The sequence below is a fragment of the Micromonospora sp. S4605 genome, assembly GCF_003176715.1.
Lineage (GTDB): Bacteria > Actinomycetota > Actinomycetes > Mycobacteriales > Micromonosporaceae > Micromonospora > Micromonospora echinaurantiaca.
The window spans coordinates 1-19,192 of sequence record NZ_QGSW01000281.1; the positions used below are offsets into that span (position 1 = coordinate 1).

Here is a 19,192-nt window from a genome sequence, read left to right on the forward strand (position 1 = left end):
GGTTGGTGCGGGTGCGCAGGGAGGTGCGGGCGGCGGACCAGCTGTCCAGCAGGTGCGCGGCGAAGAGCCGGTCGACCGCCAGCGCGGCGGCCGCGCCGAAGACCACGTCCGGCGCGAGTTCCGGCTCGACCCGGACCAGCCCCCCGCACAAGTCGTGCGCGGCGATCTGTTCGTGCACCGCATCCGCCTCGACGTGCTCGTCGTAGAACCGGGTGGCCACCTCGTCCAGGCCCAGCCGGCGCAGGCCGTTGCCGTAGCGGCGGTTCGGCAGCGACGAGGTCATCTCGTAGGCCGCCAGGTGCCCGAGCAGCGCCCCGCGCAGCCGGCGGTGCAGGCCGAACAGCGACATCAGGTTGTTGGTGGCCAGGGTGACCGCCGGCACCGCGTCCAGGTAGGCGGCGTACCCCGTGTCCAGGCCGAGCCGGTCCATGGTGGTACGGAACAGCTCGGCGTGCATCCGGTCCAGCCGCCCGTTGCCGTACTCGTCCATCTGGATCTCCACGAGGGCGGCCTTGGCCGGGCCGCCGAGGCGGGGCAGCGCCCAGCTGTGCGGATCCGCCTCCCGCAGGTGGTAGATCGAGCGGTGGGTGACGAACTCGCGGAACTGCGCCAGGGTGGCCCGCCGCTGCAGGTGCGCGGCGAGCGACGGTCCGTCGTCGGCGGCGACCACGTCGGCCAGCGCCGCCGGCACCCCGGCGGGCAGCACCGCCGGCAGCGGGCCGACCAGCCGGCGCACCGCCGCTTCGAAGACCCTTTCGGCGGACGACCGCAGCGCCAGCAACGACGGCTGCCACTCCCAGTCGTCGGCGACGCCGCGCCAGCCCCGGTAGTGCGTCTCGTAGCAGAGGAAGAGGGTGAGCTGGAGGTCCTCGTCGGTCAGCGGATCGGCCGGGTCGAGCCGCGCGGCCAGGTCGTCCGGCAGGTCGTGCGGCGGCCGCCGCAGGGCGTCGAGCACCGCCGCCGAGACGGGCCCGCGCGAGCGCGGCAGGGGCGCGGGACCGTACCGCCGGTCAACGGGCTCGGACAAGGTGACCTCCAGCATCGACTGACGATCACCAGTTGCCCAGGCCGCCTGCCGCTAAACGAGATCCTCCGCCTCGACGGCCACCCCGGCCGCCAGCATCCGGTCGCGGACCCGGCGGGCCGCGTCGCCGGAGGCGAAGATGCCGCGCAGGTCGGCGAAGGCCGGCTCCGGTGGGGCCAACGGCACCGCCGGGTCGACCACCGCCTCCAGCACGCAGGGCCGGTCCGCGGCGAGCGCCTCGTCCCAGGCCGCGCCGACCAGCTCCGGCCGGTCGACCCGCACGCCGTGCAGGCCGAGCAGCCGGGCCCAGCCGGCGTACGGCACGTCGGGCCGGCGCTGGGACGGATCGGGCGTGGGTTGCCGGCCGCCGCCCATCCCGGACTGGTCCCGGTTGTTGAGCACCAGCACGACCAGGCGGGGGTCGGGCCAGCGCGACCAGTGGTGCGCGACGGTGATCAGCTCGGCCAGGCCGTTGAGCTGCATAGCGCCGTCCCCGAGCAGCGCGATCACCGGCTGGTCGGGGACGGCGAGCTTGGCCGCCACCGCGTACGGCAGGGCGCAGCCCATCGAGCCGAGGGTGCCGCAGAGCTGGGCGTTGACCCCCGGGGGCAGTTCCAGGTGCCGGGCGTACCAGTAGATGACCGAGCCGACGTCGACAGCGATCGCCCCGGACCGCGGCACCCGGGTGGAGAGTTCGTGCAGCACCAGCTGCGGGTTGATCGGCTCGGCCGGTGCCCCCGCCCGGTCGGCCGCCTCGCCTCGCCAGCGCTCGACGGAGCGTTCCACGGTCGCCCGCCAGCCCTGGTTCGGGTCGTTGCGGAGCCGGGCGAGCAGGGCGCGCAGGGTCTCCGCGGCGTCGCCGACCAGCGGCACGTCCACCGGGTAGCGGGTGCCGATCCGGCGGCCGTCGAGGTCGATCTGCACGGTGCGGACCTGACCGGCCATCGGGAAGTAGTCGGTCCACGGGTCGTTGGTGCCGACCAGCAGCAGGGTGTCGCAGCCGCCCATCAGCTCGGCGCTGGCCGGCGTGCCGACCTCGCCGAGCACGCCGGTGTGGAAGGGCAGCCGCTCGTCGAGCACCGGCTTGCCGAGCAGGGAGGTGGCCACCCCGGCGCCGAGCCGGTCGGCGAGCGCGACGATCTCGTCCGCCGCCCCCCGCGCGCCCTGCCCGACCAGGATGGCGGGGCGCTGCCCGGTGCCGAGCAGCTGGGCTGCGGCGTCCAGGTCGACCTCGTGCGGCAGCACCCGGGCCAGTGGCTCGCCCGGGGTGGCGGTGACCACCCCGGCCGCCTGCGGTTGCAGGTCGGGCACGATGATCTCCTGCAACTGCCGGGGCAGCACCACGCAGACCGGGCTGCGGGTGGCCGCGGCGGTGCGGAACGCCTGGTCCAGCAGGGACGGCACCTGCTGGGGCGTACGGGCGTACCGGACGAACTGGTTGCACACGTCGCCAAAGAGCCGGCTCAGCCCGATCTCCTGGTGCGCGCCGCCGAGCGGGCCGGAGATGTCCTCCCCGACGATCGCCACCACCGGCTTGCTGTCCAGCTTCGCGTCGTAGAGCCCGTTGAGCAGTTGCACAGCGCTCGGGCCCTGGGTGGCCAGGCAGACGCCGATGCCGCCGGTGAACTTGGCGTGCCCGGTGGCCATGAACGAGGCGGTCTCCTCGTGCCGGGCCGGGACGAACGCCGGGTCCCCGCCGGCGGCGTCCAGCGCCTCCACCACCGGCGCGATGGCCGCACCGGGATAGCCGAAGGCGCGCGGTACCCGCCACGCCCGCAACCGCTCCACCACCAGGTCGGCGACAGTGCGCTCAGCCATTGCCCCGCCCGGGGGTGCTCGCGTCCACGTAGCGCAGCACCGCACCCACGCCGTCGACCAGTTCCGGCGCCTCGTCCGGGCCCAGCACGGTGAGCTCGGCGTCGGTGCCGACCAGGGCGCGCACCAGCGCCGCGTCGGCGCGGACCTTCGCCGGGTCGGTCACCGACATGGCGTTCAGCTCGCGCGGGTCGGTGGCGATCTCGGTGGGCTCCGGGCCGATCCACAGCTGGCCGTTGGCCGACGGGTCGTCCACGATCAGCATGTTCTCCACCTGGTTGCGTTGCAGGGCGGAGACCACGGCGTCCAGCCCGGCGCCCACGTCCTCCTGCATGCCGAACCGGTCCAGCGCGGCGGTGATCCGCTGGTCGGCCACCTCGGCGATGGTCTGCACGGTGATGTCGTCCAGCAGGGTCTGGTCGGCTCCACCGGCCCGGGAGCCGGCGTCGGTACGCACCACCGCGTCCTGCCAGCGCTCCGGCATCTGGGCGGCGATCATCCCGGTGGCCCGGACGTCGCCGGCCACCACCACCACCTCGGCGCCGACCTTCTCGGCCAGCTCGACGGTGGCCGCGGTGACGTCGCCGGCGTTGTGGTGCCAGGCCTCCATCGCCGCCCGCTGGTAGCGGGACTGCGACCAGCCGCCCGGATTCACCCGGCGCAGTTGGTAACTCTCCCGCCCCTGGACGTGGGACCGGCGCGGCACGCCGCCGGCGCTGATCGCCATCGCGTCCGCGCCGGTCCGGTCGGCCAGCACCCGCACCCAGGCGACCTGCTCGCCGCGCTGGGCGAGCAGCGGCATCACGTGCGGCAGTTCGGAGAACGCCGCCAGGTCCCGCAGCGGCGGGGCGGACAGGTACTCGGAGAGCACCACCCGGCCCCGGGTGGCGAAGACGGCCAGCCCGTAGTCCCCGGCCATCGGATCGTGCCCCCGGACCACCCGTTCCACCGCGTCGATGCTCGCCACGTCGGCGCGCTGCCGCTGGAGTTCGTCGCGCAGCGCGCGCCAGCGCAGGTCGAGCGCCGGATGGGCGTCCTCGGTGTTGGCCGAGGCGTCCAGGTAGACCGAGCACCACGGCCCGGGTCGGTCGTAGAGCGGGCGCAGGAAGGACAGCTGCATGCTCGACCCCTTTCCAGCTCGGCCCTGCGCTTACCCGCGCGACTGCGATAGTCACCTGGCCCGTGAGCGGGGGCGTGACCAGGTTTCATTCACGTCGTTCAACCCAGGCGTACCGATACCATCGGTAAGCGCAACCGGACTCTGGGTGGTGGGCATGGACAGCGACCTGCATATCCGGCGGATCGTCCACCCGACGGACCGGATCGTCACCGGCCGGGTCGTCCGGCTGCTGGACGGCTACGCCCGGGAGCTGAAGGTGGGCCAGCCGGTGCTGGTGGCCGTGCTCGCCGCGGCCGGGGTGGCCGGGCTGCTGGTGGCGCTGGTCCGGGCGCTGCTCTCGATCGGCTCCGGCGGCAGCCGGCGGGCGTTCAAGGAGCTGCGCAAGGGCCCGGAGTACCTGGTCACCCCGCTGCGGATCCGCGACACGGTGGGCCAGCTCTGCGAGGTGGAACTGCACGGGCACCTGCCGCAGAGCGCGCTGCACCCGGCGGACCACGTCCAGCTGACCCTGCGCCGGCAGCGCGACCCCGACCTGCCGCCGAAGGTGGAGCAGATCGTCAACCTCACCACCGGGCAGCTGCTCACCCCGCGAACCGCGACCCTGTGGTCGCACCTCGGCCCGCCGCTGCTGCTCCAGGCGGCGCTCGGCGCGCTGCTGGTCGCCGCGGTGCTCACCTGGTCGGCGCTGACCTGAGGGTCGGCCGCCGGGGTCCGGCGGGCGCCGCCGGGCCCTGAGCCCGGGCGGGTCAGCCGACCGGGGTCGGGGTGCGGTCCGGCTCGGCGGCCGTCCGCAGCATCCCCCGGCGGTGCGCCCAGCGCTCGAAGGCGATGGTGGCGAATGGCGGCACCGCGCAGGCCAGCGCCGCGAGGGTGGCCGGCCAGCTCCATCGGTGCAGCCGGGAGACGACGGCGACCAGGGCGAGGTACGCGACGAAGAGCCCGCCGTGGATCGGCCCGAAGATCTGCACGCCGATCTCGTTGCCGGGCGGGCCGTACTTGACGGCCATGCCGGCCAGCAGGCCCGCCCAGGAGCACGCCTCGGCGATCGCGGCCACCACGAACAGCCGGGTCAGCCGGGTACGCAGGGTGAGGTCAGCGGTCACGGCGAGCCATCCTACCGGGCGTCCTGCTCGACCCGACCGGCCGTCCCGGTGCGGTCCGTGCCGGATTAACACCCGTCCGGTACGGGAAAGGACCGGGCGGGGTCTTCCCCGGCTCGTCACCTCCGTGCGAGTTTGGGGGAACCAGCGGTGACAGGGTGGTGACCATGGGCGAGGACGTCGGCGTACGCAACTTCAGCCGGGAGGATCGGGCCCGCTACCGGGAGAAGGTCCGCCGCTGTCTGGACGTCTTCGCGGAGATGCTGCGCGAGTCCCGGTTCGACGTCGACCGGCCGATGACCGGCCTGGAGATCGAGCTGAACCTGGTCGACGACGACTCGATGCCGGCGATGCGCAACGCCGACGTGCTGGCCGCGGTGGCGGACCCGAGCTTCCAGACCGAACTCGGCCAGTTCAACGTGGAGATCAACGTCGAGCCCCGCCGGCTGGGCGGCACCGGCACCGCCGAGTTCGAGCGGCACGTGCGGGCCAGCCTGAACGCGGCGGAGGAGAAGGCCCGCACGGTCGGCGCGCACATGGTGATGATCGGCATCCTGCCCACCCTGCGCCCCGAGCACCTGACCGCGCAGACGCTCTCGGCCAACCCGCGGTACCGGCTGCTCAACGAGCAGATCTTCGCGGCCCGCGGCGAGGACCTGCGCATCTCGATCAACGGGGTGGAGCGGCTGGCGGTCACCGCCGACACCATCACCCCGGAGGCGGCCTGCACCAGCACCCAGTTCCACCTCCAGGTCAGCCCGGCCCAGTTCGCCGACTACTGGAACGCGGCGCAGGCCGTGGCCGGCGTCCAGGTGGCGCTCGGCGCGAACGCGCCGCTGTTCTTCGGCCGGGAGCTGTGGCGGGAGACCCGGATCCCGCTGTTCCAGCAGGCGACCGACACCCGCCCCGAGGAGATCAAGGCCCAGGGCGTACGACCCCGGGTGTGGTTCGGCGAACGGTGGATCACCACGGTCTTCGACCTGTTCGAGGAGAACGTGCGCTACTTTCCGGCGCTGCTGCCGGTCTGCGAGCCGGAGGACCCGGCCGAGACGCTCGCCGCCGGCGGGGTGCCGAAGCTGTCCGAGCTGCGGCTGCACAACGGCACCATCTACCGGTGGAACCGGCCGGTCTACGACGTGCTGCGGGGCCGCCCGCACCTGCGGGTGGAGAACCGGGTGCTGCCCGCCGGGCCGACCGTGCTCGACACCGTCGCCAACGGCGCCTTCTACTTCGGGCTGGTCCGGGCGCTGGCCGAGGCCGACCGGCCGCTGTGGTCGCAGATGTCGTTCAGCGCCGCCGAGGAGAACTTCACCAACTGCGCCCGGCACGGCATCGACGCGCAGGTGTTCTGGCCCGGCCTGGGCTACCTGCCGGTGACCGAGCTGGTGCTGCGCCGGCTGCTGCCGCTGGCCTACCACGGGCTGGACCGGTGGGGGCTGGACCCGGACGAGCGGGACCGGCTGCTCGGCATCATCGAGCAGCGCTGCCTGACCGGGCGCAACGGGGCCAGCTGGCAGGTGGCGACGCTGCACCGGCTGGAGTCCGCCGACCACCTGGACCGCCCCGAGGCGCTGCGCGAGGTGGTCCGGCACTACGTCGACCTGATGCACAGCAACCGCCCGGTGCACGAGTGGCCGCTGCCCTGACCGGGCTCGGTGCCGGTGGGGCGGCCGGGCTCAGTGCCGGTGGGGCGGCCGGGCGTGCCCGTCCTCGCGGTCGATACGCAGTTCCCGCTCCAGTTCGGCGATGACGGCCCGCAGGTCGTCCAGCCGTTGGGTGAGCGCGATCCGGTCCACCTCGTCGGGCACGCCGTCGCCGTCCTCGTCGTAGTCCGGCGCCAGCCGCTCGGTCATCTCCAGCCGGCGGGCCTCCTCCATCGAGTTGACGATGACCGCGATCAGGATGTTGAGCAGCAGGTTCACGGTGATGAGCACGTAGCTGACGTAGTAGAGCAGCGTCCACGGCGAGACCGCCATGCCCTGCTCGATGAGGTCCGGCAGCGTCTCCAGCGACAGCAGCACGAACAGGGTCAGCAGCGACCGGCCGATGTCGCCGTACTGCTCCGGGTAGGTGTCGGCGAACATCAGCCAGCCGGCCATGCCGTAGACGTACAGGGTGACCACGGCCAGCGCGAGGAAGCCGGCGACGCCCGGGATGCTGCGCAGCAGCGCCGCCACGATGGTGCGCAGGCCGGGCGAGAACCGGATCAGCCGCAGCATCCGGGCCACCCGCACGACGCGCAGCAGCGCCGGGTCGCCGTGCAGGCCGGGGATGAAGATGGCGACGGTGACCAGGAAGTCGAAGATGTTCCAGCCGTGTCGGAAGAAGTCCTGCGGCCGGCGGCCGTAGGCGAGCACCCGGACGACGATCTCGGCGACGAAGGCGGCCCGGAACGACAGTTCCAGCCCGTGCAGGACCGGCCCGGCCCGGCCGAGGTCCCGGTACGTCTCGAGGCCGAGCACCACCCCGTTGGCCACGATGAGGACGATGATGGCGATCTCGAACGGCCGGGACCGGACGGCGCGGGCGCACCGGTCGGCCACAGTGGACCAGCCCGAGCCGGTCGCGCCGGTGGCCCGCCGCTGGTCGGGCACGCGGGGAGGGCTCACCGGGCGGTGAGCCCCGACACCGGCGCCGCACCGAGCCGGCCGCGCCGACCGGCCGATCGCGACTGTTCAGCGAGGGCCATCGGCGCGACGAGCATGGCGACAGCCTAACGAGTGCCGGCGTCCCGGCGGGTCGCCGGCGGCGGCCACCATCCCCCTCGGGCGTGATACCGCATAGTCATCACGATGACTCTGCGGTATCACGGAGTCGAGTGGCACCTCCGCGCCGGGAGGGCGCCGACGCCGGGTCAGCCCGCCTTCGCCGGCCACGGGGACGGATCGTCGCGCAGCCGGCTGTAGAGGTAGGCGTCGCGCCACCGGCCGGCGCGGAACTCGCTGGCGCGGATCACGCCCTCCAGCTGGAAGCCGGCCTTCTCCAGCGACCGCTGCTCGGCGGCGTTCTCCGGGTGGGTGCCGGCCTGGATCCGCTGCACCGGGGTGTGCGCGAACAGGTAGTCGCAGAGCAGCGCCTGCGCCCGCCAGCCGATGCCGCGCCCGCGCCACTCGGGCAGCAGGGCGATGCCGATCTCCCAGTAGCCGGCCGGCCCGGCGTACCGCCCAGCCTGGTAGCTGACGAGGCCGACGGTCCGCTCCGGGTCGACCTCGACGATCAGCCGTCCGTCGTCGGCGCCGAGGTAGCCATCGGTGGCGAAGCGCCGGGCCGGCGCGGCAGCGTCCCGGTAGCCGCTCCAGTCCAGCCCGATCAGGCCGGGTTCGCTGGCGAACCGGCGGAACATCGCCAGGTCCGGCTCGGCCACCGGGCGCAGCCGGACGGTGAGGCCATCGGTCTCGTGCTCGATCCCCGCGAGCGTTGCGTCCATTCGCGACAGGCTAGTGGTCGGCCGGCCGCCGGGCCCGCCCGGGTCAGACCGTGAGCAGCACCTTGGTGCAGTCGTCCTGCTTCTTCTGGAAGATCTTGTATCCCTTCGGGGCGTCGGCCAGCGGCATCCGGTGGCTGATGATGAAGCTCGGGTCGATCTCGCCGCGCTGGATGCGCTCCAGCAGCGGCCGGGTGTAGCGCTGCACGTGGCACTGCCCGGTCCGCATGATCAGCGACCGGTTCATGAGCGCGCCCATCGGGAACTTGTCCACGAAGCCGCCGTACGCGCCGATCACCGAGACCACACCGCCGCTGCGGCAGGACAGGATCGCCTCGCGCAGCGCGAACGGCCGCTCCGTCTCCAGCCGTACCGCCTGCTTGGCCCGGTCGTACGCGTAGATGGCGGTGTTGCCGTGGTGGCCCTCCAGGCCGACCGCGTCGATGCACGCGTCCGGGCCCCGGCCGGCGGTCAACTCGTTCAGCGCGTCGAGCACGTCGGTGTCCTCGTAGTTGAGCGTCTCGGCGCCGGCGTGCTCGCGGGCCAGCCCCAGCCGGTACGGGTACCGGTCGATGACGATCACCCGCTCGGCGCCGAGCAGCCGGGCGCTGGCCGCGGCGAGCAGCCCGACCGGGCCGGCGCCCCAGACGGCTACCACGTCGCCCGGCTTGATGTCGCACATCTCGGCACCCATGTAGCCGGTCGGGAACACGTCGGCGAGCATCACCGCCTGCTCGTCGGACACCTCGTCGGGCACCTTGATCGGGCCGACGTCGGCGAACGGCACCCGGGCGTACTCGGCCTGGCCGCCGGCGTAGCCGCCGAGCAGGTGGGAGTAGCCGAAGATGCCGGCCGGCGAGTGGCCCATGATCTTCTCGGCGATCCCGGCGTTGGGGTTGGAGTTCTCGCAGACCGAGTAGAGGCCGCGCTGGCAGGAGGTGCAGTGCCCGCAGGCGATCGGGAAGGGCACCACCACCCGGTCGCCGGGCCGCAGGTTGCGTACCTGCGGGCCGACCTCGACCACCTCGCCCATGAACTCGTGGCCGAGGATGTCGCCCTTGCGCATCGCCGGGATGTAGCCGTGGTAGAGGTGCAGGTCGGAGCCGCAGATCGCGGTGGTGGTGATCCGGACGATCGCGTCCCGGGCGTTCATGATCTTCGGGTCGGGCACGTCGACGACCTTGACGCTGTCCTTGCCCATCCACGCGGTGGCCTTCATCGGCTCTCCTTTCCGGGTCGGTCGGTCATCGGGGGGCGGCCGGCAGCGGCTGGGCCGGGCGTTGCATGACCTGTTGGCGTACCGAGGTGCCGTCGGGGCTGCCCTCGGAGCGCACCACCTCGCCGGTCTCCAGCACCTGCTTGAACCGGCGCAGGTCGTCGCGGACCTGCTGCTCCGGCTCCTCGCCGAAGAGCTTGGCCACCGTCCGGCCGAGCGCGCCGGCCGGCGGGGCGTAGCGCAGTTGCACGCGCACCTCGGTGCCCCGGTCGCCGGGGGCGGGCACGAACCGGACCCGGCCGGCGTTGGGCACCCGGGTGCCGGGCAACGACCGCCAGGCCAGCGACCGGTTCGGTTGGTCGTCGATGATCTCCGCGTCCCACTCGACGGCGCGGCCGGCCGGGCCGCAGGCGATCCAGTGCGAGCGGCGCAGGTCCTCGGCGCGCACCGACTCCAGGTGGGACATGAACCGGGGCAGGTTCTCCACGTCCCGCGAGAACCGGTACGCCTCGGCCGGCGTGCGGTTGACGGTGACCGCCAGCTCCATCCGGATCAGTCGCTGCCGGGCCCGGCGGGCGCGGCTGGCCCGTACCGCGGTGACCAGGTCGACGGCGGCGATGCCGGCGACCACGGCGATGGTGATGGCGACCCGGCGGCGGCGCTCGTCGCAGCGGTCGGCCATCGCCCGACCGAGCAGCGTCAGGTCCATCGCGTCGCCGGCGACCCGGGTCCACGCCCAGCCGGCCGGCCGGCGTCCCATGATCAGCCCGGCGGCGTGCCCCAGCTCGCGGGCGCCGACCGCGGGGATCACCGCGCGGGCCGCCGGTGAATCGTCCACTCCGGTCAGCCGGGCCAGGGGGCCGGGCGCGGCGAGCGCGCCCGCGCCGAGTGCCAGGCTCAGCCAGCCCACCGCCCGGGGCAGCAGCGCGGTCGGCTCCGGCCCGTCCAGTTCGGGCAGTAGTACCTCGTCGGACCTGTCCACGGTCTGCCTCCCTCGGTCGACACGAGGCCGCCCGGCGCGACGGCGGGCGGCCCGGCGGTGAATCCGCCACCGTGACGCTATGCCCCGAAAACGGGCCATGAACCCGATTCCGCCGAGGTGACGACGTCCGTTCCGGCTGATCGACTCCGTATCGGCGATCCGGGGGTGTCCGGGCGGGGTGGACACCACCATTCCGGCGACGTGGTGTGGCAGCCTTACCGGGTGGACGCGGCCCCGAGCGAACCGGAACCGGTCAGGTTCGCCATCGACGGTGCCGAGATCGCGGTCCGGCTGGCGGGCGATCGGCAGCGGCCGGCGCTGCTGCTGATCCACGGGTTTCCGGCCTCCTCGGGGTCGTTCCGGAACGTGATCGACACCCTCGCGCGGACCTGCTTCGTGATCGCTCCCGACCTTCCGGGGTTCGGTGGCTCCGAGCCGATCGACCGGCCCTCGTTCGCCCGGTTCGCGGACGTGATCGACAAGTTGCTCGCGCGGCTCGACATCCGGTCCTTCCACCTCTACCTGCACGACTACGGAGCGCCGGTGGGGCTCCAGCTCGCCACCCGGGATCCCGAGCGGGTCCGCAGCCTCATCGTGCAGAACGCCAACGCCCACACCAGCGGGATGGGTCCCACCTGGTCGGCCACCCGCGCCTACTGGGACGACCCGACGCCGGAGCGGGAGGCCGAGGCGACCGCCCACCTGACCGCCGAGGGGGTACGCGACCAGTACGTGGGCGGCATACCCGCAGACCTCGCCGAGCGCATCGACCCTCGGCTGTGGGCGGAGGACTGGCGGGTCATGTCGCTTCCCGGCCGGCTGGAGACGAACCGCGCGCTGGTGCTCGACTACCGCCACCACGTGGCGCGCTTCGGGGAGATCGCCGACTATCTCGACCGCTGGCAGCCGCCCGCGCTGATGCTGTGGGGGCGGCACGACATCTTCTTCGACCTCGCCGAGACCCTCTCCTGGCTGAGGGCGCTGCCCCGGATGGAGGCGCACATCCTCGACGGGCCGCACTTCCTGCTGGAGACCCATCCGGTCGAGTGCGCCGCCCTGATGGACGCCTTCATTGGGCGGGTGGAGGCACAGCGCCGCCGCTGACCGACCCTGCCGCTGCCGCGACGAGGGCAGCCCGGCGGGCGCCGAATCACCGGGCCGGGTCCACCAGCGTCGCCGCCTCCCGCAGCGCGGCGACCGCCGTCCGCACCGCCGGCGCGTGCGCGACCGCGTCGTGCACCACCGCGTGGATCGACCGGATCGGTGTCGGGCGGACGAGCCGAACGCAGGTCACGCCGGGGGGCAGCTGGGCCGCGCCGAGCGCGGGGAGCACCGTCGGGCCGATCCCGGCGGCCACGAAGGCGAGCGCGGTCGGGTAGTCGTGCGCCTCGACCCGGAAGGCCGGGCTGAACCCGGCGGCGGTGCAGGCCTCGATGAGGTTCTCGCGGCACCAGCCGCGGGCGAAGTCGTTGTCGACCCAGCCCTCGTCGGCGAGGTCGATCAGGTCCGCCTCCGCCCGCCCGGCGAGGCGGTGCCCGGCGGGCAGCACGGCCACGTACGGGTCGTCGAGGAGGTGGTGGGCGGTGAAGCCGGAACCGGGGTCGAAGCCGGAGCGGGCCACGACCACCTGGACGTCGGCTCGTTCCTCCCGGCTGTCCGGGATGTTTTCGCGCAGTTGCAGGTCGAGCCGGACGCCGGGGTGCTCGGCGAGGATGCGCCGCACCACGAGCGGCATCCACGCCGCGCCGACGGAAGCGAAGTACGCGATCGACAGTGCGCCGGTGCGGCCGGCCCGCAGGTCGGCGATCAGCGACTCGGCCGCGCCGAGCCGGGCGAGCACCCGCTCGGCTTCGGCGGCCAGGGCGTGCCCGGCTGCCGTGGGCCGCAGTCCCCGCCCGGCCCGGGCGAGGAGCGTGAGGCCCGTCTCCCGCTGGAGCGCGGTGAGGTGCTGGCTGATGGCGGAGGGGGTGTAGCCGAGGTTGGCGGCGGCGGCCTGGACGGACCCGGACGCCACGACGGAACGGAAGACCCGGAGGCGGTGGACGTCGAGCATACGACGACTATAAAGCTCGGCTGAATCGTGGTGAAGTGAGATTCACTGGTGCTGCACAGTCAGCCGCACCAGAATCGCCGTATGACCAGTGCGCGCACCGCCAGCCTCGCCGCCCCGAGCAGCTCCGACGCCCAGCCCCCGGCGGTCGGGGAGGCGCCCACCCGCGCGCCGGCGCACCCGCGGCCCCGGTCCTGGCCGACCGTCGCCGCCGCCGGGATCACGGTGTTCCTGTGGGCGTCGGCGTTCGTCGGCATCCGCTTCGCCGGGCACGACTACTCCCCCGGCGCGATGGCGCTGGGCCGGATGGCGGCGGCGTCCGTCGCGCTGAGCGCGTTCGTGGCCCTCACCGCCGGTGTCCGCCGCAGGCGAGCGGCGCACGCCGCGCCGGGTTCGGACCGTCGGGCCGGGCTGCCCCGGGGCGGGACCCTGGGGCTGATCGCGCTGTGGGGCGTGGCCTGGTTCGGCGGCTACAACGTCGCGCTCAACGCGGCCGAGCGGCTGGTCGACGCCGGGACGGCGGCGCTGCTGGTGGCGATCGCGCCCATCCTCGTCGCGGTGGCCGCGGTCGCCGTCCTGGGCGAGCGGCTCACCGGCCGGCTCGGGGTCGGGGTGGCGGTCGCCTTCGCCGGGGTCGCCCTGATCGCGGCCGGTGGCTTCACCGGGCACGCCGACCAGGTCGGCGTCGCGTTGGCGGTGCTCTCCGCCGTGCTGTACGCCTTCGGCGTACTGCTGCAGAAACGCCTGCTGGTGCGGGTGGACGCGGTGACGATGACCTGGCTCGGCGCGCTGGCCGGGACGGTGGCCCTGCTGCCGTTCGCGCCCGCGCTCGTCGCGGAGCTCGCCACGGCCCCGGCCTCGGCCACCCTGGGCGTGCTCTACCTGGGCGCGTTCCCGACCGCTGTCGGCTTCCTCACCTGGGGGTACGTGCTGTCCCGCTGGACCGCCGGGCGCACCACCGCCGCCACCTACCTGTCGCCGCCGGTGACCGTGCTGCTGTCGTGGACGCTGCTGGGCGAGGTACCGGCACCGCTCGCCCTGCTCGGCGGCGCGCTCTGCCTGACCGGCGTGGTCCTCGCGACCCGCCGCTGACGCCCGTCCCTGATCGTCACCCACCGCCCGATGTAAAAGTTTCTAGACACGGTGTCAAGAACGGCTTACTCTGACGGTGTCAAGGATTCTTTACATCGGGAGGCGGTCATGACGCACGAGGAGAAACGCGCCTGGATCATGCTGGTCGTCAGCACGGTCGGGTACGCCGTCTACGCCGTCGTCGTGCTGAGCCGGGTGGACGGCGGGCCACTCACCGCCACGCCCTACGCCGGCGTTCTGCTGTGGACGATCGGCGGCGCCATCGTCGCGAGCATCGTGGCCGAGATCGCCATGGGCGTGGTGAACCCGCGGGCGTCCCGGGTCAAGGACGTCCGCGACCGGGAGATCGGGCGGCTCGGCGACCACGTCGGCCAGGCGTTCGTCGCCATCGGCGCGGTGTCGGCGCTGCTCATGGCGATGGCCGAGTGGGACTGGTTCTGGATCGCCAACGTCATCTACCTGTGCTTCGTCCTGTCGGTGGTGGTCGGCTCCCTGGCGAAGGTGATCGTCTACCGCCGGGGTGTCCCGCAGTGGTGAAGCCGACCCGCGTCACGAACAACATCCGCGCGCTGCGCTTCGCGCACGACGAGATGACCCAGGCCGAGCTGGCCGAGCGGATCGGCGTGACCCGGCAGACGGTCATCGCCATCGAGCAGGGCCGCTACTCCCCCTCGCTGGAGATGGCGTTCCGGATCGCCCGCGTGTTCGGCGCGCGGCTCGACGACGTGTTCCAGTACCCCGAGGAGGCGACACCGTGAAGGCCATCGTCCACGACACCTACGGCCCGGCCGACGTGCTCCAGCTCCGCGACATCGACCAGCCGGCCATCGGCGACGACGACGTCCTGGTCCAGGTCCGCGCGGCCGCGGTCGACCCCGGCGTGTGGATCTTCATGACCGGCCGCCCCTACCTGGCGCGGCTGGCCAGCGGGTTGCGCCGGCCCCGGGTGCCGGTGCTCGGCCGGGACCTGGCCGGCGTCGTGGCCGCGGTCGGCCCCCGGGTGACCCGGTTCCGGCCGGGCGACGAGGTGTTCGGCACCTGCCTGCGCGGCGCGTACGCCGAGTTCGCGAGCGCACCGCAGCGGCGGCTGGCCCACAAGCCGGCCAACGTGTCGTTCGCGCAGGCCGCCGCAGCACCGGTCTCCGGGATGACGGCGCTGCGCGCGGTCCGCGACAGCGGCCAGGTCCGCGCCGGGCACCGGGTGCTGGTCATCGGCGCGTCCGGCGGGGTCGGCTCCCACGCCGTGCAGCTCGCCAAGGCGTACGGGGCGACGGTCACCGCCGTCTGCGCCCCGGCCAGGGCCGACTTCGTCCGCTCCCTCGGCGCCGACGACGTCCTCGACTACACCAGCGAGGAGGTCGACCGCGACGGCCCGGTCTACGACGTGGTCATCGACACCGGCGGCGACCGGCCGTTCTCGCTGCTGCGCCGCGCCCTCACCCCGCGCGGGACGCTGGCGCTGGTCGGCGGCTCGTACACCAAGGGCCCGGTGCTCAGCGGCTACGACCGGCAGGTGGTCCGCGCGCCGCTGTTGTCCCTGTTCGTCGGCCAACGGCTGCGCAGCGTCAGCGCCGTGGAGCGCGCCGAGGACCTGGCCGAGCTCGGGAGGCTCATCGAGTCCGGCGCGCTCACCCCGGCGGTGGACCGCAGCTACCCCCTGGCCGAGGCGGCGGACGCGATCCGACACCTCCGGGACGGCCATCCCGCCGGCAAGATCGTCATCACCATGCCCGAATTAACCGGTCGATGATCAACCGGGCCGGCTGTTAGCGTCGGGCGGTGTTCGCCACCGAACGGGTGCGACTGCGCCCACCCACACCAGACGACGCGCCGAACCTGTTCCGCCTGAAGAACGATCCCGAACTGCACCTGATCACCGACGGCGAGCCGTTCCTACCGCGCCACGTCGGCCAGCTCCGGGCCTTCCTGGAGAGGCAGGTCATCGAGCCGCCCGACAGCCAGTCGCCGGTGCTGCTGCTGGCCGAGACCGTGGCCGACGGCACGTTCCTGGGCCGCGGCGTGCTGTGGGGGATCAACACCTTCAACGGGTATGGCCACCTCGGCATCGCGCTGGTCCCCGAGGCGCGCGGCCAGGGGTACGGGACCGAGGTGATCCAGCTGCTCTGCCGGTACGGCTTCCGCAACCGCAACCTGCGCCGCCTGGAACTGGAGACGCTGGCCAGCAACACGGCCATGCGGCGGACCGCGGAGGCGTGCGGCTTCACCCACGAGGGCACCCAGCGGGAGCGCGAGTACGACGGCGACGGCTTCGCTGACTTCGTGCTCTACGGCCTGCTCCGGCGCGACTGGAAGCCGTAGTCGGGCGGTCCGCCGGGGAGGGCGGGATACCCTGCCTGCGCCGCCTCGAACCGGTGACCGGAGGAGTCGATGCTGGGATGACGGCAGAGCGACCGATGCCACACAGGACGACGTGCTCGGGTACTTCGACACGCTGTCGAACTGGGGACGGTGGGGCGACGACGACCAACGCGGGACGCTGAACCACATCACCGACGACGTCCGGCTGGCGGCGGCGCGGACCGTACGCCACGGCAGGAGCGTGTCGTGCGCCTGGGAGGTCGCCGCACCGGAGGAGATGGAGCGGTCGACGACGACGTGCCCGTGCGCTGCCGACATGCCGGGTGCCGAGAACATGCCGCCCGCCTTCCACGCCGACCGGCGCTGGGGCTTCTCGTCCGAGCGGCTGGGCATCTCGTTCCACGGCAACACCGTCACCCACCTCGACTCGCCGTGCCACATCTTCTGGGACGGCACGATGTACAACGGGCGGCCGCACTCGCTGGTCGACGCCGCCACGGGATCGGGGTGGGCGGCCGTCACGGCGGCGGCGAACGGGATCGTCACCCGGGGGGTCCTGCTGGACATCGCGCGGGTCCGTGGTGTGCCGTGGCTGGAACCGGGGCAGGGTGTGTTTCCCGACGACCTGGAGGAGGCCGAGCGTCGCCAGGGTGTGCGGGTGCGGCCCGGCGACGCGGTACTGCTGCGGACGGGCTACGGCCGCTTCCGGCACGCGTCCGGTGCGGCCAGCGGTTTCACACAGGCCGGCTGGCACGCGTCCTGCCTGCCGTGGCTGCACGAACGGGAGGTCGCGCTGATCGGCGCGGACACCCCGCAGGACGTTCAACCGTCGGGGTACGACGACGTGCTGATGCCGATTCACGCCGTGAGCCTCGTCGCGATGGGTCTGTGGCTGCTCGACAACTGCGACCTGGAGGCGTGCGCGACGACGGCCGCCGAACTCGGCCAGTGGGACTTCCACCTCGCGGTCGCGCCCGTCCGTTTCGCCGGCACGTCCGGCAGCCCGGTCAACCCGATCGCCACCTTCTGACCTGAGCCCTTCCGGGCCGGCGGCGCGTGCCTCGGTCCCCGGTCAGCGGGTGAGGCCGACCAGGGTGGCCAGGCGAGCCGCGCCGGCCGGGGCCGGGTGGCTGCGGGCGACCTCGGCGATCACCGTACGCACCTGAGGCCGGCACCGGACCTCGGCCGGCGCGACGGCGTCGGCCTCGACCAGGGCGCGGGCCGCCCCACGCAGGTCACCGACCAGCAGGTACGCCCGCGCCACGTCCACCAGGTACGCGGCCCGGTGCTCGGCCGGCAGCCGCCGCCATCCCTCCCCCAACGCCAGCCTCCCGTGCCGGCGCACCGCCGCACTCGTGTCCCCCGACTCGACCGCCACCACCACCCGGGCCAGCTCGACGGCGGCCGTACCGAAGCCGGTCCGGTGCGGGTCGTCACCGGCCCGGATTCCGGCGGCGATCCCGGCGGCCCGGTCGGTCAGCTCCCCGACCCGGCGGGCGTCGCCGCTGCCGGCGGCGGCCAGGGCGGCCTGGAGCAGCAGCGTCCCGTGCACGGCCGGCGCCTGGGCCGGCGCGAGGCGGCTCGCGGCGGCGAGCGTCGCGGCGAGGGCCAGCCGGTGCCGGCCCAGCGCGCGCAGCGCCGCGCCGACCGACACGGCCGCCGCCGCGGAGAGCACCGGATCGCCGCCCGCCGCACCCATCGCCCGGTCGGCGGCGAGCCAGGCCAGGTCGGCCTCGCCGAGCTTCACCAGCAGCGACGAGGTGACCCGGTACGCCTGCACGCGTAGTCCCGGCTCTGCGCTCCGCGTGGCGTCGAGCAGCCCCGGCAGCACCCGCACGAGCTGCGGGTAGTGCCCGTGCTGGTAGGTCAGCCAGGCGTGCTCGACGTGCCGCCGGACCTCGCCGGTCGGCTGCGGCGGCGGGTGGTCGTAGCGGGCGAGGGCGGCCCGGATCGTGTCCACGCCGTCCAGCGTCTGCGGTGTGGCCGGCGCCGGCGGCTGGTGCTGGCCGAGCAGCGCCATCGGGTCGACGCGCAGCACCTGGGCGATCTCCTGGATGACCGGGTAGCGGTCCAGTGCGCGGACACCCCGCTCCATCTTGTCCACCCAGCTCTTCGAACGGCCCAGCCGGTCGGCGAGCATCTGCTGGGTCATCCGCCGCCGCACTCGCCAGCGCGCCACCCGGCGACCGATCGGCAGGTCATCGCTGGTCACTGCGCCACCGCCGGTCCGGCACCGCCCGGGTGGTGTCCTCCACAGGTACGCGCTCCGCCTCGGCCTGCTCCAGGAGGCGTTGCTTGGCGGCCTCCCGCTCGGCCGCTTCCATCTCCTCGCCTCGGCTCACCGACTCGTCGTCCCGACTCCGCATCCCACCTCCATCGAGCCCGTCTTACTCGTGCTTCTCGGAGCAGAGGCGTGGATGCCCGATCGCGGGGGTGCGCCGGACATCCACGCCGGCGAGGACGGCCCAACAGCGCCAACCGACGGGATCGACCTCCTCGGCAACCTCCCATAGGTACCGTTGGGTAGTCAAGGGCTGGCGTAGGTGGTCTACTCGTGGTGCCAACCGAGGGGAAGACAGTGCCACCGCGTTACCGCTACGAGCAGATCGCCGACGACCTCGCCGAACGCATCGCGTCCGGCGAGTTCCCGCCCGGGTCGAAGCTGCCGAGCCGTCGAGAGTTGATCGAGCACTACGGCGTCACCGAGCCGGTGATCGACCGCGCCATGCAGGTGCTTCGAATCAAGGGCATGACCGAAACCCTGCCAGGCGTGGGCGTCTTTGTCGCCGAGTAGGCCCCTGACGTACGTCACCGCGACCGCGATCCCCAGCATACGAGTTCGGGCAAGCTGCCTGCGACATGCAGGTGACCGATGACGACGGGCGGAAGCTGAACGTCGAACCGCGGTGAAGTCAGGGAGCCACGGGCACCGGTAGTCCTTGAAAGCGCCGCCGGCGTTACTGCCTGCGGTGGACTAGCGCGGCAGCCGCAAGCTGCGCCTCGACGAGCACCAGCGTCGGGGGCCGTCGGACTCGTCAAGGGGTTTGGGG

At 73.4% G+C, this 19,192-nt stretch carries 21 protein-coding genes; 10 read left to right on the plus strand and 11 right to left on the minus strand.

The window, feature by feature from the left end; all coding sequences use genetic code 11:
• The 3 genes from DLJ47_RS25250 to DLJ47_RS25260 all read right to left on the minus strand — a co-directional run.
• The coding region (locus DLJ47_RS25250; protein WP_446723598.1) for an iron-containing redox enzyme family protein at nt 1-1,042 on the minus strand (1,042 nt) is incomplete at its 3' end.
• Nucleotides 1,043-1,078: 36 nt separating this feature from the next.
• Nucleotides 1,079-2,842 carry a thiamine pyrophosphate-binding protein gene (locus DLJ47_RS25255; RefSeq protein WP_109903438.1) on the minus strand — a complete coding sequence of 588 codons (1,764 nt, stop codon included), beginning with the start codon at nt 2,840-2,842 and terminating at the stop codon, nt 1,079-1,081.
• Nucleotides 2,835-3,959 (minus strand): baeRF2 domain-containing protein, encoded by a 1,125-nt coding sequence (locus DLJ47_RS25260; RefSeq protein ID WP_109903440.1) that lies wholly within the window; start codon nt 3,957-3,959, stop codon nt 2,835-2,837. Before DLJ47_RS25260 ends, DLJ47_RS25255 begins: the two co-directional genes overlap by 8 nt.
• Before the next feature lie 145 nt (nt 3,960-4,104).
• Here DLJ47_RS25260 and DLJ47_RS25265 point away from each other — a divergent pair, with 145 nt between their 5' ends.
• Nucleotides 4,105-4,653, plus strand: a complete 549-nt coding sequence (locus DLJ47_RS25265) for a hypothetical protein (RefSeq protein ID WP_109903442.1) — start codon at nt 4,105-4,107, stop codon at nt 4,651-4,653.
• Between the two features lie 52 nt (nt 4,654-4,705).
• On the opposite strand, the gene DLJ47_RS25270 is transcribed toward DLJ47_RS25265, so the two are convergent.
• Nucleotides 4,706-5,062: a DUF3817 domain-containing protein gene (locus DLJ47_RS25270; protein ID WP_233258018.1), complete on the minus strand. Its 357-nt coding sequence runs from the start codon at nt 5,060-5,062 to the stop codon at nt 4,706-4,708.
• 164 nt (nt 5,063-5,226) lie between these two features.
• Between DLJ47_RS25270 and DLJ47_RS25275 the strand changes: the two genes are divergently transcribed.
• Nucleotides 5,227-6,705 carry a glutamate--cysteine ligase gene (locus tag DLJ47_RS25275; RefSeq protein WP_109903484.1) on the plus strand — a complete coding sequence of 493 codons (1,479 nt, stop codon included), beginning with the start codon at nt 5,227-5,229 and terminating at the stop codon, nt 6,703-6,705.
• Nucleotides 6,706-6,735: 30 nt separating this feature from the next.
• On the opposite strand, the gene DLJ47_RS25280 is transcribed toward DLJ47_RS25275, so the two are convergent.
• From DLJ47_RS25280 to DLJ47_RS25295, 4 genes are all read right to left on the minus strand, one after another.
• Nucleotides 6,736-7,668: an ion transporter gene (locus DLJ47_RS25280; RefSeq protein ID WP_109903444.1), complete on the minus strand. Its 933-nt coding sequence runs from the start codon at nt 7,666-7,668 to the stop codon at nt 6,736-6,738.
• Nucleotides 7,669-7,913: 245 nt separating this feature from the next.
• The gene (locus tag DLJ47_RS25285) at nt 7,914-8,486 is read right to left on the minus strand and encodes a GNAT family N-acetyltransferase (protein ID WP_109903446.1); all 573 of its coding nucleotides are present in this window, start codon (nt 8,484-8,486) and stop codon (nt 7,914-7,916) included.
• A 43-nt stretch (nt 8,487-8,529) separates the two neighbouring features.
• Nucleotides 8,530-9,702, minus strand: coding sequence for a zinc-dependent alcohol dehydrogenase (locus DLJ47_RS25290; RefSeq protein WP_109903448.1), 1,173 nt, complete (start codon nt 9,700-9,702; stop codon nt 8,530-8,532).
• Nucleotides 9,703-9,727: 25 nt separating this feature from the next.
• A complete protein-coding gene (locus DLJ47_RS25295) occupies nt 9,728-10,681 on the minus strand; it encodes an SRPBCC family protein (RefSeq protein ID WP_109903450.1) in 954 nt (317 codons plus the stop codon).
• A 222-nt stretch (nt 10,682-10,903) separates the two neighbouring features.
• On the opposite strand from DLJ47_RS25295, the gene DLJ47_RS25300 reads away from it, so the two are divergent.
• Complete coding sequence (locus DLJ47_RS25300; RefSeq protein ID WP_109903452.1) at nt 10,904-11,785, plus strand: alpha/beta fold hydrolase; 882 nt, start codon at nt 10,904-10,906, stop codon at nt 11,783-11,785.
• Between the two features lie 46 nt (nt 11,786-11,831).
• Here the strand turns inward: DLJ47_RS25300 and DLJ47_RS25305 are convergent, their stop codons facing one another.
• Nucleotides 11,832-12,734 carry a LysR family transcriptional regulator gene (locus tag DLJ47_RS25305; protein WP_109903454.1) on the minus strand — a complete coding sequence of 301 codons (903 nt, stop codon included), beginning with the start codon at nt 12,732-12,734 and terminating at the stop codon, nt 11,832-11,834.
• Between the two features lie 81 nt (nt 12,735-12,815).
• Here DLJ47_RS25305 and DLJ47_RS25310 point away from each other — a divergent pair, with 81 nt between their 5' ends.
• The 6 genes from DLJ47_RS25310 (at nt 12,816) to DLJ47_RS25335 (ending at nt 17,172) form a co-directional block, all read left to right on the plus strand.
• Nucleotides 12,816-13,823 (plus strand): DMT family transporter, encoded by a 1,008-nt coding sequence (locus tag DLJ47_RS25310; RefSeq protein ID WP_109903456.1) that lies wholly within the window; start codon nt 12,816-12,818, stop codon nt 13,821-13,823.
• Nucleotides 13,824-13,931: 108 nt separating this feature from the next.
• Nucleotides 13,932-14,360, plus strand: coding sequence for a hypothetical protein (locus DLJ47_RS25315; protein WP_109903458.1), 429 nt, complete (start codon nt 13,932-13,934; stop codon nt 14,358-14,360).
• Nucleotides 14,354-14,581, plus strand: coding sequence for a helix-turn-helix transcriptional regulator (locus DLJ47_RS25320; protein WP_109903460.1), 228 nt, complete (start codon nt 14,354-14,356; stop codon nt 14,579-14,581). Before DLJ47_RS25315 ends, DLJ47_RS25320 begins: the two co-directional genes overlap by 7 nt.
• On the plus strand, nt 14,578-15,573 hold the full coding sequence (locus tag DLJ47_RS25325) for an NAD(P)-dependent alcohol dehydrogenase (protein ID WP_109903462.1): 996 nt from the start codon (nt 14,578-14,580) through the stop codon (nt 15,571-15,573). The genes DLJ47_RS25320 and DLJ47_RS25325 overlap by 4 nt, the downstream gene beginning before the upstream one ends.
• Nucleotides 15,574-15,602: 29 nt before the next feature.
• Complete coding sequence (locus DLJ47_RS25330; protein WP_109903464.1) at nt 15,603-16,142, plus strand: GNAT family N-acetyltransferase; 540 nt, start codon at nt 15,603-15,605, stop codon at nt 16,140-16,142.
• 112 nt (nt 16,143-16,254) lie between these two features.
• Nucleotides 16,255-17,172 carry a cyclase family protein gene (locus DLJ47_RS25335; RefSeq protein ID WP_109903466.1) on the plus strand — a complete coding sequence of 306 codons (918 nt, stop codon included), beginning with the start codon at nt 16,255-16,257 and terminating at the stop codon, nt 17,170-17,172.
• A 42-nt stretch (nt 17,173-17,214) separates the two neighbouring features.
• Here DLJ47_RS25335 and DLJ47_RS25340 read toward each other — a convergent pair whose 3' ends face one another.
• Both DLJ47_RS25340 and DLJ47_RS36390 read right to left on the minus strand, forming a co-directional pair.
• A complete protein-coding gene (locus tag DLJ47_RS25340) occupies nt 17,215-18,354 on the minus strand; it encodes a helix-turn-helix domain-containing protein (RefSeq protein ID WP_109903468.1) in 1,140 nt (379 codons plus the stop codon).
• Nucleotides 18,341-18,508, minus strand: coding sequence for a hypothetical protein (locus DLJ47_RS36390; protein ID WP_199235999.1), 168 nt, complete (start codon nt 18,506-18,508; stop codon nt 18,341-18,343). Before DLJ47_RS36390 ends, DLJ47_RS25340 begins: the two co-directional genes overlap by 14 nt.
• A gap of 188 nt (nt 18,509-18,696) precedes the next feature.
• On the opposite strand from DLJ47_RS36390, the gene DLJ47_RS25345 reads away from it, so the two are divergent.
• A complete protein-coding gene (locus DLJ47_RS25345) occupies nt 18,697-18,936 on the plus strand; it encodes a winged helix-turn-helix domain-containing protein (protein WP_109903470.1) in 240 nt (79 codons plus the stop codon).
• Nucleotides 18,937-19,192 lie beyond the last annotated feature (256 nt).